This window comes from Mycobacterium sp. IDUB_39, assembly GCF_055419205.1.
The window spans coordinates 1,121,995-1,137,326 of record NZ_JBVAXF010000002.1; the positions used below are offsets into that span (position 1 = coordinate 1,121,995).

The 15,332-nt window shown below is 68.3% G+C and carries 12 protein-coding genes; 7 read left to right on the top strand and 5 right to left on the bottom strand.

Annotation, left to right across the window (positions count from 1 at the left end):
• Positions 1-59 precede the first annotated feature (59 nt).
• Positions 60-1,208 (top strand): metallophosphoesterase family protein, encoded by a 1,149-nt coding sequence (locus ACZY0X_RS11500; RefSeq protein WP_463770383.1) that lies wholly within the window; start codon positions 60-62, stop codon positions 1,206-1,208.
• A complete protein-coding gene (locus tag ACZY0X_RS11505) occupies positions 1,205-3,817 on the top strand; it encodes an AAA family ATPase (protein WP_463770385.1) in 2,613 nt (870 codons plus the stop codon). Before ACZY0X_RS11500 ends, ACZY0X_RS11505 begins: the two co-directional genes overlap by 4 nt.
• A gap of 10 nt (positions 3,818-3,827) precedes the next feature.
• Here ACZY0X_RS11505 and ACZY0X_RS11510 read toward each other — a convergent pair whose 3' ends face one another.
• Complete coding sequence (locus ACZY0X_RS11510) at positions 3,828-5,045, bottom strand: acyl-CoA dehydrogenase family protein (RefSeq protein WP_463770387.1); 1,218 nt, start codon at positions 5,043-5,045, stop codon at positions 3,828-3,830.
• Between the two features lie 128 nt (positions 5,046-5,173).
• On the opposite strand from ACZY0X_RS11510, the gene ACZY0X_RS11515 reads away from it, so the two are divergent.
• Positions 5,174-6,421: an alpha/beta fold hydrolase gene (locus tag ACZY0X_RS11515; RefSeq protein WP_463770389.1), complete on the top strand. Its 1,248-nt coding sequence runs from the start codon at positions 5,174-5,176 to the stop codon at positions 6,419-6,421.
• Between the two features lie 4 nt (positions 6,422-6,425).
• On the opposite strand, the gene ACZY0X_RS11520 is transcribed toward ACZY0X_RS11515, so the two are convergent.
• The 4 genes from ACZY0X_RS11520 to ACZY0X_RS11535 form a co-directional block, all read right to left on the bottom strand.
• The gene (locus tag ACZY0X_RS11520) at positions 6,426-8,096 is read right to left on the bottom strand and encodes an ABC transporter family substrate-binding protein (protein WP_463770391.1); all 1,671 of its coding nucleotides are present in this window, start codon (positions 8,094-8,096) and stop codon (positions 6,426-6,428) included.
• A gap of 83 nt (positions 8,097-8,179) precedes the next feature.
• Positions 8,180-10,003: a dipeptide ABC transporter ATP-binding protein gene (locus ACZY0X_RS11525; protein ID WP_463770393.1), complete on the bottom strand. Its 1,824-nt coding sequence runs from the start codon at positions 10,001-10,003 to the stop codon at positions 8,180-8,182.
• Positions 10,000-10,959 (bottom strand): ABC transporter permease, encoded by a 960-nt coding sequence (locus ACZY0X_RS11530; RefSeq protein WP_463770395.1) that lies wholly within the window; start codon positions 10,957-10,959, stop codon positions 10,000-10,002. Before ACZY0X_RS11530 ends, ACZY0X_RS11525 begins: the two co-directional genes overlap by 4 nt.
• The gene (locus tag ACZY0X_RS11535) at positions 10,956-11,933 is read right to left on the bottom strand and encodes an ABC transporter permease (RefSeq protein WP_241403915.1); all 978 of its coding nucleotides are present in this window, start codon (positions 11,931-11,933) and stop codon (positions 10,956-10,958) included. The genes ACZY0X_RS11530 and ACZY0X_RS11535 overlap by 4 nt, the downstream gene beginning before the upstream one ends.
• Positions 11,934-12,135: 202 nt before the next feature.
• On the opposite strand from ACZY0X_RS11535, the gene ACZY0X_RS11540 reads away from it, so the two are divergent.
• The 4 genes from ACZY0X_RS11540 (at position 12,136) to ACZY0X_RS11555 (ending at position 15,312) form a co-directional block, all read left to right on the top strand.
• Complete coding sequence (locus ACZY0X_RS11540) at positions 12,136-12,384, top strand: hypothetical protein (RefSeq protein ID WP_463770398.1); 249 nt, start codon at positions 12,136-12,138, stop codon at positions 12,382-12,384.
• Positions 12,385-12,535: 151 nt separating this feature from the next.
• Positions 12,536-12,796 (top strand): hypothetical protein, encoded by a 261-nt coding sequence (locus ACZY0X_RS11545; protein WP_463770400.1) that lies wholly within the window; start codon positions 12,536-12,538, stop codon positions 12,794-12,796.
• A gap of 142 nt (positions 12,797-12,938) precedes the next feature.
• Positions 12,939-13,643, top strand: coding sequence for a response regulator transcription factor (locus ACZY0X_RS11550; RefSeq protein WP_241405542.1), 705 nt, complete (start codon positions 12,939-12,941; stop codon positions 13,641-13,643).
• The gene (locus ACZY0X_RS11555) at positions 13,621-15,312 is read left to right on the top strand and encodes a sensor histidine kinase (protein ID WP_463770402.1); all 1,692 of its coding nucleotides are present in this window, start codon (positions 13,621-13,623) and stop codon (positions 15,310-15,312) included. The genes ACZY0X_RS11550 and ACZY0X_RS11555 overlap by 23 nt, the downstream gene beginning before the upstream one ends.
• Positions 15,313-15,332 lie beyond the last annotated feature (20 nt).

Consider the following 15,332-nt stretch of genomic DNA (forward strand, 5'->3'; position numbering starts at 1 on the left):
CCGACTTACACTCGCCTCACCCGATGAACGACGACACGACGAAGAGGAAGGAAGATCGGATGCGTTTCCTGCACACAGCGGACTGGCAGCTCGGGATGACCCGGCACTTCCTCAACGATGAGGCGCAGCCGCGATACTCGGCCGCACGGCGTGATGTCATCGCCGCGATGGGCCCGCTGGCGGCCGAGGTTGGCGCCGAGTTCGTGGTCGTCGCGGGCGACGTCTTCGAGGACAACCACGTCGCGCCGGGTGTGGTGAGCAGGTCGCTGGAGGCCATGCGCGCCATCGGAGTTCCGGTCTATCTGCTGCCCGGCAATCATGATCCGCTCGACGCGGGGTCGGTCTACACCAGCGCGTTGTTCCTGTCCGAGTGCCCGGCCAACGTGACGGTGCTGGACCGCACTGGTGTGTACGATGTGCGGCCCGGACTCCAGATCGTCGCCGCCCCTTGGCGTTCCAAGGCCCCGACCACTGACCTGGTGGGTGAGGTGCTTGACGGGCTGACCGGTGATGGTGTCACCCGCATCCTGGTGGGCCACGGCGGCGTTGACCTCTTCGAACCCGACCGTGACAAGGCCTGTCTGATCCGGCTCGCAGGTGTCGAGGCGGCGATCGAGAGGGGCGCGGCGCACTACGTCGCCCTCGGTGACAAGCACTCCCGTACCGAAGTGGGAAGCACCGGTCGGGTGTGGTACTCCGGTGCCCCCGAGGTCACCAACTACGACCACATCGAGGCCGACCCGGGTCACGTGCTGGTGGTGGACATCGACGAGGCCGCGCCGTCGCGGCCCGTCACCGTCGATGCGCGTCACGTCGGTGCCTGGCGCTTCGTCACGCTGCGCTACACGGTCGACACCAGCCGCGACATCGCCGATCTCGACCTGAACCTCGACCTGCTCACCGACAAGGACCGCACGGTCGTGCAATTGGCGCTCAACGGTTCACTGACCGTCACCGACAAGGCGGCCCTGGACGCGTGCCTGGACAAGTACGCGCGTCGATTCGCGGCGCTGACGACGTGGGTCGCGCAGACCGATATCGCGGTGGTGCCCGCCGACGGTGAGTTCGACGATCTCGGCATCGGTGGATTCGCCGCCGCCGCCGTCGACGAGCTGGTTGCCACCGCCAAGGCGGACGGTGCCGACGCCGACGACGCGCGGGCCGCACTGGCCCTGCTTCTGCGACTGGTGGAACGGGGCGCGGCGTGAAGCTTCACCGACTCGTCCTGCGCAACTACCGCGGAATCGCCTTCCGCGAGGTCGAGTTTCCCGACCGCGGGGTCACCGTGATCAGCGGTGCCAACGAGATCGGGAAGACCTCGATGATCGAGGCGCTCGATCTGCTGCTGGAGTCCAAGGATCGCTCGAGCAAGAAGGAAGTCAAGCAGGTCAAGCCGACGCACGTCGACGAGGGTGCCGAGGTCACGGCCGAGATATCCACGGGCCCTTACCGGTTCACCTACTTCAAGCGTTTCCACAAGCGTCCGGTCACCGAGCTGACCGTCACCGCACCCAGCCGTGAGCAGTGGACGGGTGACGAGGCACACGAACGCGTCCGCGCGATCCTCGCCGAGACCGTCGACGTCGCCCTCTGGCAGGCGCAGCGGGTGCTCCAGACCGCGTCGACTGCGGCGGTCGACCTGTCCGGATGTGACGCGCTGTCGCGCGCACTGGACGCCGCGGGTGGCCAGGCGGTGGCATTGTCGGGTGCCGAGCCGTTGCTCGTCGACCGCATCGAGGTCGAGTTCCGGCAGTACTTCACCGCGACCGGGCGACCCACGGGGGAGTGGGCCACAGCGATCAAGCGCCGCGATGACGCGCGCGCGGACGTGACGGTGTGCGAGGCCGCGGTCGCGGAGGTTCACGACGCGGTCGCGCGGCATGCCGCGATCACCGTCGACCTCGCAGGGGTCGCGCTCGAGAGTGCCACGGCGGCCCGCCGTCTCGAGGCGGCGCGGGCGAGGGCTCTGGCCGTCGAGAAGGTCAGCGGCAACCTGGATCAGGCCCGCGTGGTCGCGGATGCGGCCCGGTCCGCACACGGTGCGGCCGTGGCAGCACTTGATGAGCGCGGCCGGATCCGGGCCGATCTCGACGCCGACCTCGCGGGGATCGGTGAACTGGAGTCGGCGGTGCAGGTGGCGGCCCAGGACGAGGCGGTTGCGCGCGAGGTCCACGCCGCCGCGACGGCCGAGGCGATGGCCGGGGCGGCCGATGTCGAATCGCGTCAGGCCGATGTCGACGCCGCGCGGCGCGTCGTCGACCAGATCGCTCGGCGTGACGAGGCCGACCGGCTCGCGGCTCGGATCGCCAAGATCGACACCGCCGACCGGCACCTAATCGAGGTAAACGGCGAACTCGGGCAGATTCGGCTCTCGGAGCGCTCGATGCGCCTCATCGAGGCCGCGGCCGCCGCCGTCGACGTGGCATCCGCGGCGGCCGAGGCGGCGTCCGCCCGCATCGAGGTAGTGGCGCCCGCACCGGTTGACGTGAGTGTCGACGGTGCCGTTGTGGCCGTGGGACCGGACGCGGTGTGGACCACAAGTGCGACCGCGCCGACCTCCGTGGAGGTGCCCGGCGTGCTGACGGTCCGCGTGATCCCCGGTACGCCGGCCGCGCACACCGGCGAGGAACTCGACACCAAGCGCCAAGTCCTCGCACAGGTGCTCGCGGATGCCGATGTCGCCGATATCGCGGCGGCCCGTGAACTAGACCAGCGGCGCCGCGAGCTGACGACGTCTCGGGACCGGACACTGGCCGCCCGAGAGGCCCTGCTCGCCGAGGACGACGTCGCGATGCTGGGCCAGCGCCTGATCGAGCTGCGCACTGATCTGCCCGCCGATCTGCCCGATGACGCTGCCGCGGCCAGAAGCGGCCTCGACGCGGCATCGGCGGCGCACGGTGAGGTGGTTGCGGCGTGTGCCCTGCGACGCGGCGTGGCGGATGCGGCGTCAAAGGCCATGGCCGAGAAGACCACTGGCACAACCGTTGCGCGCAGCCGTCTGGAGTCCGCTCAGGCCAGGGTGGCCGCAGCGACCGAGCGCCTTGCCCAGCTGCGCGCCGTGGTCGGTGACGATGACCTGCTCGTCACCACCGAGGCCGCAGCGGAGCGGGTCCGCGATGCCGCGGCGCAGGTGAACGCACTGGAGGCCGAACTCGCCAGCATTGAGCCCGTCGCTGTGGCCGCCGAACTCGACGAAGCCCAGCGGTGGGCCGCGGAGCTGGGCCGGCGCCAGGACGACCTGGAGCATGCGCTGGTGAGCACCACCGCGCAGCTCGGTGTGTACGGCACCGAGGGTCGCAGCGGGCGGCTGGACGCCGCCCAGATCGAGTGCGGCCGAGCCGAGGCGGACTGGGCCCGTCTGCAGCGCCGCTCGAATGCGGTTGCCCTGCTGCGTCAGGTGATGGTCCGACACCGCGACGACGCCCGGCAGCGCTACGTCGAACCGTTCCGCGTCGAGGTTGAGCGGCTGGGCCGAATCGTGTTCGGGCCGGACTTCGAGGTCGAGATCGACGCCGAACTGCGCATCTGCAGCCGAACCCTGCGCGGCTGCACCGTGCCGTACGAGTCCCTGTCGGGCGGTGCGAAGGAACAGCTCGGCATCGTCGCACGGTTGGCGAGCGCCGCGCTGGTCGCCAAGGAGGACGGCGTGCCCGTCGTCATCGACGATGCGCTCGGTTTCACCGACCCGCACCGGCTGGCGAGTATGGGGGAGGTGTTCGACGCGGTCGGTGGCGACAATCAGGTCATCGTCCTGACCTGCAGTCCCGAACGCTACGCGGGAGTCGTCGACGCCCACCGCATCGAACTGATCGCCTGACGCGACGCGATCAGAAGTAGGCGTTGGCGGGTACGGGCGTGCCGTGCAACAGGTTCTGGCCGATCACCCGCGCCTTGTAGGACACCGGGTTGTGCAGCGTTAGGGTCCGGATGTTGCGCCAGTGGCGGTCGAGGTTGCGCTGTCTGCTGGCCGCGCTCGCACCGCCCAGTTCCAGCAGGCGGGTGGCGGCCTCGGGTGCCACGTCGTCGAGGTGCACCTTGACCTTGGCGGCCCGAAGCTGGGCCTCGGCGGCGAGGTCGGCGTCGGGAACACCGTCGGTCTCCGATGCGGTCGCGGCCGCGAGCGCATCCGCAGCGTCGAGCACCGCGGCCCGTGCGATCGACGCGGTGCTGGCGAGTTCCCCGAGCTGGCGTTGCAGCAGCGGATCCTCGGTGGGCCGTTCGGCGGACGCGTGACTGAAACTGCGGTCGCGTGACCGCAGCAGCGTGACGCCGTCGTCCACGACACTGGCCAGAATCCCCGCCACCACGGCATGGATGAACAACTGCAGCGACGCGTACTGCACGGTGGGCTCGGGCTCGGCGTCATACGGGGAGTCGGTGAGCACTTCGTCGGCGGCGACCGCGACACCGGCGAATGTGGTGGTCCCGGTGCCGGTGCGGCGTTGCCCGAAACCGTCCCAGTCGTCGATCAGGCGCACCCCGGCTCGTCCGGCGGGCACCACGACGGTGGCAACCGAGTCGTGGTCGGTGGTCGCTGTCACGGTGAGGTAGTCGGAGAACAGGGTGCCGGTGCTGTAGAACTTCTCGCCGTCGAGTCGGTAGCCGCCGGAGCCGTCGGGCAGCAGTCGGGTGTTGAACACCAGGCTGCCGACAGCGTGAGAACCCCGCTCGCTGAACGCGTTACCGAAGATCCTGCCATCGGCCACCTTGTGCAACCAGCGGGCTGAGCTGGCGTCGGACGAGGACGCGCGCAGCCGCTCCTCGACGAACCAGAAGTGAGTACGGAAGATGTGGGCGACAATCGGATCAGCACGGGCCACGTCGATCACCGCCGAGAACAGTTGCGGGACTGAGAATCCCGCACCACCCTGTTCCGGCGGCAGGCGAAGCGTGCCGAATCCGGCGCGTTTGAGTGCCGCGACCTGATCAAAAGGATTCTCGTCGTTGAGGTCTCGGTCCTTGGCGCCGGCTCCGATGCGGGCCAACAGTGCCGTCCACTCGGGTGAACCGGGCACGGTGCGGGTGATGCTCTCCACTCCTGTCATGGTCACCGTTTTACTGACGACCCGACCGGTGGACACCGCTTTGAATCACTGGGAACCGAAGCGCGGTCCTGCGCCCAAGTCGCTGAGTGGAGCACGCGGGGCTGGACCGACGGTGCACAATGGGGTTGATGACCATGAACGCCAGGCGCAGGCGAGTGCACGACAAGCTCGCCGCGCTGCCCGGCGTGCGGTCGGTTCGCAGGCCCATCGGCGATGGCAGGGAGTTCGACCTCTTCTACGCCCGGACGGGACGCAAGTCCGCCCACCCGCTGCTCATCATCCCCGGCGGTCCCGGCGCGGCATCGATCGCCCTCTACCGCGCCATGCGCCGCCGTTTCGCCAACGCCGGACTCGACGTCATCATGGTCGAGCACCGCGGGGTGGGGATGTCGCGCCACGACGACACCGGCGCCGATCTGCCGCCCGAGGCGCTGACCATCGAGGCGGTGGTCGCCGACCTCGCCGCCGTCCTCGACGACGCCGGGGTCGTCTCGGCCGTGGTCTACGGCACGTCATACGGCACCTACCTCGCGGCAGGCCTCGGCGCGCGGCATCCCGCCCGGGTGCACGCGATGGTGCTCGACTCTCCGCTGCTGTCCGCCGACGATATCGATGAGGTCCGAGCCGCGACCCGCCGTGTGTTGTGGGATGGCGATGACCCCGAGACATCGGACCTGGCGAGCCGGGTGCGCCGCCTGGTCGAGGACGGGATGCTCAGCCCGGTCGCCACGCACCTCGTCGCGGGACTGTACGGCTACGTCGGGCTCTCGGTGCTGCGTCGCCAGCTGGACTTGCTTCTGGACGGGCACGACTGGCTCTGGGGCGCAGTCGGTCTGGGCACTCAGTTCCTCCTGGAGCGCAAGACGCCTTACCACCACGAGCCGGACCTGGTCGGCCGGATCGGCTACCGCGAGCTGAACTACGGAGCCGAACCCGACGGCGGGCCACTGGATCCGGCCGTCGCGTTGCGCGAACTCGCCACGGGTGAGGTCGACTTCGTGGCGGAACCGTTCGACCTGATCGCCGCGATGCCCGGCTTCACCTGGCCGACGGTGATCATCGCCGGGGGGCGTGACCTCACCACACCGCTCACCGTGGCACGGCGTATCGCGGACCTCATCCCCGACTCAGTCCTGGTGGAACTCCCGACGGCAGGGCACAGTGTGATCGACACCAGGGAGCGGCCCGCGCTCGAGATCGTCAAGGCGGTCTACGCCGGAACGATGCACGAACTCCCCGGTCGGGCAGCGGAACTGGACGCCGCGCCCAGTCCGTTGCCGTTCAGGCTGCTGGTGTGGGGTATCGGCGCGGCCGCCGTCGCCGAGTCGGCGATACCCGCGGTGCTGCCGCGCGCGGTTCGCCACGTCACGACCTGAGGACTTACTTCTTCATGAACCCGATCGCGGTGTAGTTAACGTCGGAGAGGCCGGCTGCCCCGAAGTTCGCGAGATCACTTCGCACGGCGACGTTTCCGGGTGACTGCGTGAGCGGAAGGCTGAAGCCCTCTGCCCAGATCAACTGATCCAGCTCGTTGGCCAGGGCGCGCGACTTGGCCGGGTCCAGTTCCTTGAGGGTCGCCTCGATCTTGGCGTCGATCTCCGGGCTGCCGATCTTGCCGAAGTTGCTCTCCCCGGTGGACAGGTAGATCTGATTCAAGCCAGACAGCGGGAACGCATCGGCGACCCAACTGAACTGGGCGACGTCGAAGTTGCCGACGGTGATGTACTGGCTGAAGAACCCGTTGCCGCCCTTGGCCTGCAGGTCGAGCTTGACGCCGATCTGGGCCAGGTTGTTCTGGGCGATCTGCGCGACCTGCCGGGTGGTCGACGCGTCGTAGAAGACGTTGCGGATGACGAGCTGCCTGCCGTCCTTCTGGCGGAACTGGCCGTTCATCGTCCACCCCAGCGCGTCGAGTTCGCGCTTGGCCGCCTCGGGATCGAACGCGACGACGGCGCTGTTGTCCTGGTAGCCCTCCTGGCCCGCGACGAAGATGTGGTTGTTGAGCGGTGCCGGGTTGTCGGCCAGGCCGCGCTGCGTGACGTTGGCGATGGTCTGGCGGTCGATACCCTTCGAGATCGCCAGGCGCAGCGCCTTGTCGGCGAGAATCGACCCGTCGGCGCCGTTGAACGTCAGGTGATACCAGCCCAGACCCGGGGCCCGCCTGATCGTGATACCTGGCGTGCGACGCGCGATCTCCATCTCGTCCAGACTGGCCAGACCGCTGGCGTCGAGCGCATTGTTCTGCAGCGCGGGAATGCGGGCGGCGTCATCGAGGACCGAGTAGGTGATGCTGTCCAGGCGCGGTGCCGCACCCCACCACTTGGGGTTGCGCGTCAACGTGATTCGCTGCGCCGTGCGGTCGATGTTGGTGATGATGAACGGGCCGGCGGACGGCCCCGGTGCGGTGAGCTGACCCTTGTTGAACGCCTCGGGGGTTGCCGTCATGCTCTTGGGCAGCAGCATGCCGTTGCCGGCGAACATGCCCTTCCACTCGGCGTAGGGCTTGGCGAACGTGATGACGGCCTGGCGGTCGTCGACACCGCGGGTCACCGAGCCGACGCGCTCGCTGCCGTTGGGGCTGGCGATCGCGAACTGGTCGTTACGGCCGTTGGTGGCGTCGATCTGGGACTTGATGTCCTCCCACGTGATGGGGGTGTCATCACTCCACACGGCCTTGGGGTTGATCGTGTACGTCACGACCTGGGGATCGGTCTTGGTCAGCTCGATGTCGGTGAAGTAGTCCTCGTTCACCGTCGCGGTGCCGTCGGGGGCGATGCGGAAGGCGCGCGGCATCGTGGCCTTGAGCATCGCCGCCGAATCGGCCACGTTGCCGTCGATGTGCAGCGTGTTGAAGTTCTCCGGGTACCCCGACAGCGCCAGGCGCAGCGCGCCGCCCTCCTGCAGTGTCGCGGGATCCTGCGGATTCATATCGCTGGTGGAACCGATCTGCGCCTCACCGCCCGCCGACGGTGGCGGCTGGTCGCCTCCCGAACAGGCGGTGAGCGTGAGCCCGACCACGAAAAGGGCGCTGGCGAGGCGGCGGATCTCCATGCGGACAAACTCTAGCCAAGTGTCATCGGTTCACGGCGCAAGCTCCCGTGACCTGCGCCGTCGACACCCGGCGGGGATCAGTTCTAGAACGTGGGCACCGCGGCCAACAGGCGGCGGGTGTACTCGTGCTGGGGCCGGGAGAACACCTCGGCGGCGTCACCGGACTCGACGATCGATCCCTTCAGCATCACCGCCACCCGGTCGGCGAGGTGCTTGACCACCGACAGATCATGCGACACGAAAAGGTAGGACAGGGCGAATCGCTCCTGCAGGTCCAGCAGCAGGTTGATGATGCCCGCCTGAATCGACACGTCCAGCGCCGACACGGGTTCGTCGAGCGCGAGGATCTTGGGCTGGGTTGCCAGTGCGCGCGCGATGCCGATGCGCTGCTTCTGTCCACCGGAGAACTCCGCGGGATACCTCGCGGCGTCCTCGCGCCGCATGCCGACGACACCGAGCAGTTCGGCAACGCGCTCGGCTACCTGCCGCTTGTCGAAGCCGTTGGCGGTCAACGGCTCCGCCAGCACGTCGAACACCGGCAGTCGCGGGTCGAGGGAGGCGACGGGATCCTGGAACACCACCTGCAGATCGCCGCGCAACGCCCGGCGGCTGCGGCGGTCCAGGCCTGCGACGTCGTGGCCCAGCACCTCGATCGAACCGCCCTGCGGCGGTGTGAGTTCCAGGATCTGGTGCAGTGTCGTCGACTTGCCCGATCCGGATTCGCCGACGATGCCCAGGGTTTGGCCCTGCCGCAGTTCGAAGCTGATGTCGTCGACGGCGCGAACCTCGCCGGTCCGGCGCCGGAACACCACACCCTTGGTCAGCTCGTAGGTCTTGACGAGGTTCTCGACGCGCAGCACCACCGGGGCGTCCGGGTCGGCCGCGCTGTCGGGCGGCGTGGTCGACACGCCGTACACGTCGGCCGCAGATCGGCCGGTGACGTCGTCGATGCGTATGCAGGCCGCGAGGTGGTCGAGGCCGGCCGGCACCAACTCTGGTTCCGCCGAGCGGCAGTCGTCGATCGCCAGCGGGCAGCGGGGTGCGAACGGGCATCCCGCAGGCAATGCGGCCATCGACGGCGGGACGCCGGGAATGGGCACCAGCCGCGCACCCTGCGGAGAGTCAAGACGTGGCACCGAGCCCAGTAGGCCGACGGTGTAGGGCATCACCCTGCTGCGCACTAGATCGGTGACCGGCGCGGTCTCGACGGTCCGCCCGGCGTACATCACCAGAGCGCGGTCGGCGAACTCGGAGACCACTCCGAGGTCGTGGGTGATGATCAGGACGCCTGCGCCGGTGACGTCGCGCGCTGTGCGCAGCACGTCGAGGATCTGCGCTTGGACGGTGACGTCCAGCGCCGTCGTCGGCTCGTCGCAGATGATCAGGTCTGGGTCGTTGGCGATCGCGATGGCGATCACCACGCGTTGCCGCTCGCCGCCGGACAGTTCGTGCGGAAACGCGCGGGCCCGCTGCTGCGGTTGTGCGATGCCGACCAGTTCGAGAAGTTCAACGGCGCGGGTCGCCGCCGCGCGCCTGCCGATATCGCGCTGGTGCACCCGCAGCGCCTCGGCGATCTGATCGCCGACGGTGTACACCGGTGTGAGCGCTGACATCGGGTCCTGGAACACCGTGCCGATGACGCGACCGCGGACGCGTGACATCCGTCGATCGTCGAGGCCGATCAGTTCGTCACCGTGGAGCCGCACCGAACCGGTCACCTCGGCGAACTCGGGCAACAGGCCCACCACGGCCATCGCCGTCGCGGACTTGCCCGCGCCGGACTCACCGACCAGCGCCACCACCTCGCGGGGCCCCACGTCGAAGGACATACCGCGCACCGCGGACACGTCCTCGGCATCGGTGGGGAAGGTGACGGTCAGGTCGGTGACCCGCAGAAGGTCGCTCACCGTGCGCTCCGCTCGCGCCGCCTGCGCTTGGCGCGGGCACTCAGGGGCGGTGTGGCGCTCGGATCGATGGCATCGCGCAGACCGTCACCGATGACGTTGGCGCACAGCACGATCAGCACCAGCACGCCCGCCGGGAACAGGAACACCCACGGGAACGTGGTCACTGACGGTGTGCCCGCGGCGATCAGGGTGCCCAGCGATACGTCGGGCGGCTGAATGCCGAAGCCCAGGAAGCTGAGCCCGGTCTCGGCCAGGATCGCCACGCCGACGTTGAGCGCCGTGTCGATGATGAGGATCGACGCGACGTTGGGCAGCACGTGGCGCACGATGATGCGCCGGTTGGGGACGCCCATGTACCTTGCGGCCGTGATGAACTCGCGTTCACGAAGGCTCATCGTCAGACCACGCACGATGCGGGAGCTGATCATCCAGCTGAACCCGGCCAGCAGCAGGATGAGCCAGATGATGGTGCCGGACTCTCGAGTTCGCGGTGTGACGATCGCGATGAGGATGAAACTCGGAATGACCAGCAGCAGGTCCACCAGCCACATCAGCGCCCGGTCGCGAACACCGCCAAAGTACCCGGCGACCGCGCCGACGGTCGCGGCGATGAGTGTCGAGATGAACGCCACGCAGATGCCGATCAGCAGCGACTTCTGCATACCCCGCAGCGTCTGCGCCAGCAGGTCCTGACCGAGTGAGTTGGTGCCGAACCAGTGGCTGGTGCTCGGTGGCTGCTGCAACGAGTAGTAGTCGAGATCGGTGTAGTTCCATGGCAGCAGCGGTGGTAACGCGTAGCAGCCGACGAACAGCGCCACCAGCACGACCAGTGCCCCCACCGCGAGCTTGTTGCGCCGGAACCGTCGCAGCGTCAGCGTTCGACGCGACGCGAACGTGGCTGCGTCGACCCCGGACTGTGCGGTCGACGACGACTCGCTGGTCACCGGTTCGGTCATGTCACCCTCACCCTCGGGTCGAGCGCGGCGTAGATGACATCGGATAACAACCCGGCAAGCAACACGGTGGCGCCGGTGAAGATGGTGATGGCGGCAACGATGTTGATGTCCTGGGTGGCGATGCCCTGAACTATCCACTCGCCCATGCCGTGCCAGGCGAAGATCTTCTCGACGAACACCGCGCCGGTGACCAGACCGCCGATGCCGTAGGCGAATAACGTCGCCATGGGGATCAGCGCGGTGCGCAGGCCGTGTTTGAACAACGCCTGGCGGCGCGTCAGCCCCTTGGCGCGGGCCGTGCGGATGAAGTCCTGGCCCAGGACATCGAGCATCGCGTTGCGCTGGTAGCGGCTGAATCCCGCGATCGAGAACAGTGCCAGCGTGAACGTGGGCAGCACCAGGTGTTGTAGGCGGTCCACCAGTTGTGCGCCCACACCGCCGGTCAGGTTTGTCGACGTCTCGCCGGTGTACTCGAAGACGTTGAATCCCAGTATCGAGTTGACCCGCAGCGCGCCGAGGATCAACAGGTTGGCGACGACGAACGTCGGCGCGCTGATCAACAGCAGTGACAGCGCGGTGATGACGCGGTCGGATATCCGGTACTGGCGCACAGCACCCCATGCACCGACGACCACGCCGATAAGCGTGCCCAGCACCGAGCCGATGAACACCAGCCGCAGGCTCACGCCGATGCGCCGCCACAGTTCGTCGGCCACCGGCTGGCCCGCGACGGTGGTGCCGAAGTCGCCGCGCACCGCGCCCGACGCCCAGTTCGCGTACCGCAGGGGTATCGGCTTGTCGAGATCGAGTTCGGCGGACTTGGCATCGATCACGGCCTGCGGGGGCCGGGGGTTGCGCTGCAACAGATTGTCGAGTGGTTCAAATGTCAGCGAGGCGAGGCTGAATGTCAGAAACGACGCCAGCGCCAGCAGCACCACGTAGTTGAGGAAGCGACGAGCCAGGAACCGCGTCACGTCGCGCTCACAGGTAGCCGCATGGGCACAGGGTAGGAGATCGAGGACCCGACGGTCTGCAACGGCCGCTTTGGCGCGGCGCTGGGACCTGCTGACGCGCTCGGATATGGGGATTGTTTGCAGCATGCGGACAGCTGTGTCACAGGCTGGGCGCGTTCACTCGAGGTCACGACGCTGCATCACGAGAGACGGAGGTATCGAGATGACCAGCCATAGAACCGTGAAATTGTTCGCCGCGCTCATCGGCGGCAGCGCTGTGCTGACGATGGGCGCACTCAACACCACGATCCTGGCGCAGCATGACACCTATGGCCTGGCCAAGGGCACCACGATGAGCACGGGTGCGACCAGTACCGAGACCACGCCGCCGACGGTTCCGGCGGTGGCGCAGGCCGTACCGGGGATCAAGGGTCCGGCTCCGCTGCCCTCGGAGCAGCAGGCCGCCAAATAACACCGAATCACGCCGATTCGCCCTCCATCGGGCGTCATCGGTCTCTAGACCGGGTGTTTACCGATCTCAACATCGGCTACCCGAGGCGTGGTGGGGTTCGACACGGATCCCCATGAACGCAGTCGATGAGACCGAAGTGGAGTGATCGCAGGTGAAGACCACGAAGATGAAGCTCATGACGGCCACGGCGGGTGCCGGGGCACTGCTCGCGATGGGTGGACTGACCATTGCGACCAGCGTGGCCGAACCCGAGCCCGCGCCCCCGGGGCCGGTGACGCCGACTGAGATAACGACTGGTGAGACGACCATCGATCAGACGGTGCCGGCGACCACGCCGACGACGTCTTCGGTCGCGCCCGAGATCGTGGGTCCTGCCCCGCTGCCGCCTGGACAGTCGGAGGCGGCCAGCTAGCCCTGGTGATCGATCGCGTCTTCCGGTACGGGTTTCACAGCCCACACATAGACTCGGCACAGGTTGGGCCCATGGCCTGGGCGAAGAATGAGAAACCATGACCAACGGCGCCGGCAGCGAGAATGACCCCGCACGCGTCGTCATGCGCCGGGCCGACGGAAGTCCCATCAACGTCCTGGTGGTCGATGACGAGCCGGTGCTCGCCGAACTGGTCTCGATGGCATTGCGCTACGAGGGTTGGGAGATCGCGACGGCGGGTGACGGTGCTAGCGCCATCGCGCTAGCCCGGGAGAATCCGCCCGATGTCGTGGTGCTCGACGTGATGCTGCCCGATATGAGTGGTCTGGACGTGCTCCGCGAACTGCGTCAGCAGATCCCCGGCCTCCCGCTACTGCTGCTGACCGCCAAGGACTCGGTGGAGGACCGCATCGCCGGGTTGACCGCCGGTGGTGACGACTACGTGACCAAGCCGTTCAGTCTCGAGGAGGTCGTGCTGCGACTGCGTGCGCTGCTGCGACGCACCGGGGTCGCCAACGAGTCAAGCGACGCCCAACTCGTCGTCGGCGATCTGGTCCTCGACGAGGACAGCCACGAGGTGACGCGAGGCGGTGAGCCGATCACGTTGACCGCGACCGAGTTCGAGCTGCTTCGGTTCATGATGCGTAACGCCAAGCGGGTGTTGAGCAAGGCCCAGATCCTGGATCGGGTGTGGAGCTATGACTTCGGTGGCAGGTCCAACATCGTCGAGCTGTACGTGAGCTATCTCCGCAAGAAGATCGACAGCGGCCGCGAGCCGATGATTCACACCCTGCGGGGCGCCGGGTATGTCCTCAAGCCCGCTCGCTGACCGCGGCGACCGGGCCGGCGAGGGATCGCGAACCCGGTTTCTCTCGCCGCGTACCTGGTCGTTGCGCGTGCGGCTGTTGGTCACCCAGGTCGTGCTGTTGGCGACGGTCTGTGCGGCCATCGGTATCGCGACCGAGTTCGCGTTGCAGCGCTTTCTGATGCATCAACTCGACGAGCAGCTGCTGGAGGCCGGCCGTCGCTCGGCCGCGATCTACGACATGCCGCCGCTCCCATTCCCGCCGTTCCCTCCGTTTCCGCCGGGGGCGCCGTTTCCGCCGGGGGCTGAAGGCGAACCCCCGCACTCCGGACCGTCCGGCCGGCGGGTCGTGATCATGCCGGTGGGACCCGACGCCACGATCCCGTTCCGTGAGCGCTTCGACCCGGAGACGGGTCCCGGCCCCGGATTCCTCAACGCGCCGGGTCAGGCGGCCCGGACCGTCGGCGCGGTCATCTCGCCGGACGGATCGGTGGACGCCGGTGTGATCACCGCCGACGGCAGCCGCGCGGAGATCAGCGCCGCGGCCGCCGCCCAACTCGCGACGGTGGCACCCGACCGCAGACCGGAGACCATCGACCTCGATGGACTCGGTCGCTACCGGGTCATCGGGCTGCACTCGCACCGCGGCGGACAGGCAATCGTGACGGGACTGCCCACCGCCGTCGTCGATGACACGCTGCTGTGGGTGCTCGGCATGTTCTGTGTGGTCGCCGCCATCGCCCTGCTCGCCGCGACCGTCGCGGGGATGCTGGTCATCCGGCGCCAACTCGCCCCGCTGTCGCGGGTTTCCGCCGCGGCACGCGAGGTCGCCGACCTCGAACTGGACCGCGGGGAGGTGCGACTGCCGACACCGATCGTGCGGGTCGACCCGGCGGGCGCGCACACCGAGGTGGGGCAGCTCGGCTCGGCGTTGAACCGGATGCTCGACCGCATCGCCGGCGCACTGTCGGCGCGGCACGCCAGCGAGACCAGGATCCGGCAGTTCGTCGCCGACGCCAGTCACGAACTGCGCACCCCGCTGGCGGCGATCCGCGGCTACACCGAACTCGCGCAACGCAAGCGCGATCAGCTGCCCGAGGACGTCGCCCACGCGATGAGCCGCGTCGAGTCCGAGACGCAGCGCATGACACAGCTGGTCGAGGACATGCTGCTGCTGGCGCGCCTCGACGCCGGCCGGCCCCTGGAACGCGAGACCGTCGACCTGTCGCGACTGGTGGTGGACACCGTGAGCGACGCGCACATCGCCGGGCCCGACCACGCCTGGTCGCTAGACCTTCCCGAGGAGCCCGTCGTGGTGGTCGGCGACGAGGCGCGCCTGCACCAGGTACTGGGCAACCTGCTCGCCAACGCCAGGACGCACACGCCCGCGGGAACGACCGTGACGACCTCACTGGCCACCACCGGCGACGGTGCGGTGCTGAGGGTCGCCGACAATGGCCCGGGGATCCCGGCGACACTGCGGCCGGAGGTCTTCGAGCGGTTCGCGCGTGGAGACTCATCGAGGTCGCGGCGCGACGGCAGCACCGGTCTCGGCCTGGCCATCGTCGCCGCGGTGGTGAAGGCACACGACGGCACCATCGACGTGACGAGTGAGCCGGGCAGTACGGAGTTCGTGGTGTACCTGCCCGACGGTTCACAGCGCAACCACAGCGCGAACAAATCTGGCGCCTAGCCACCTGCCGCACACTCGAA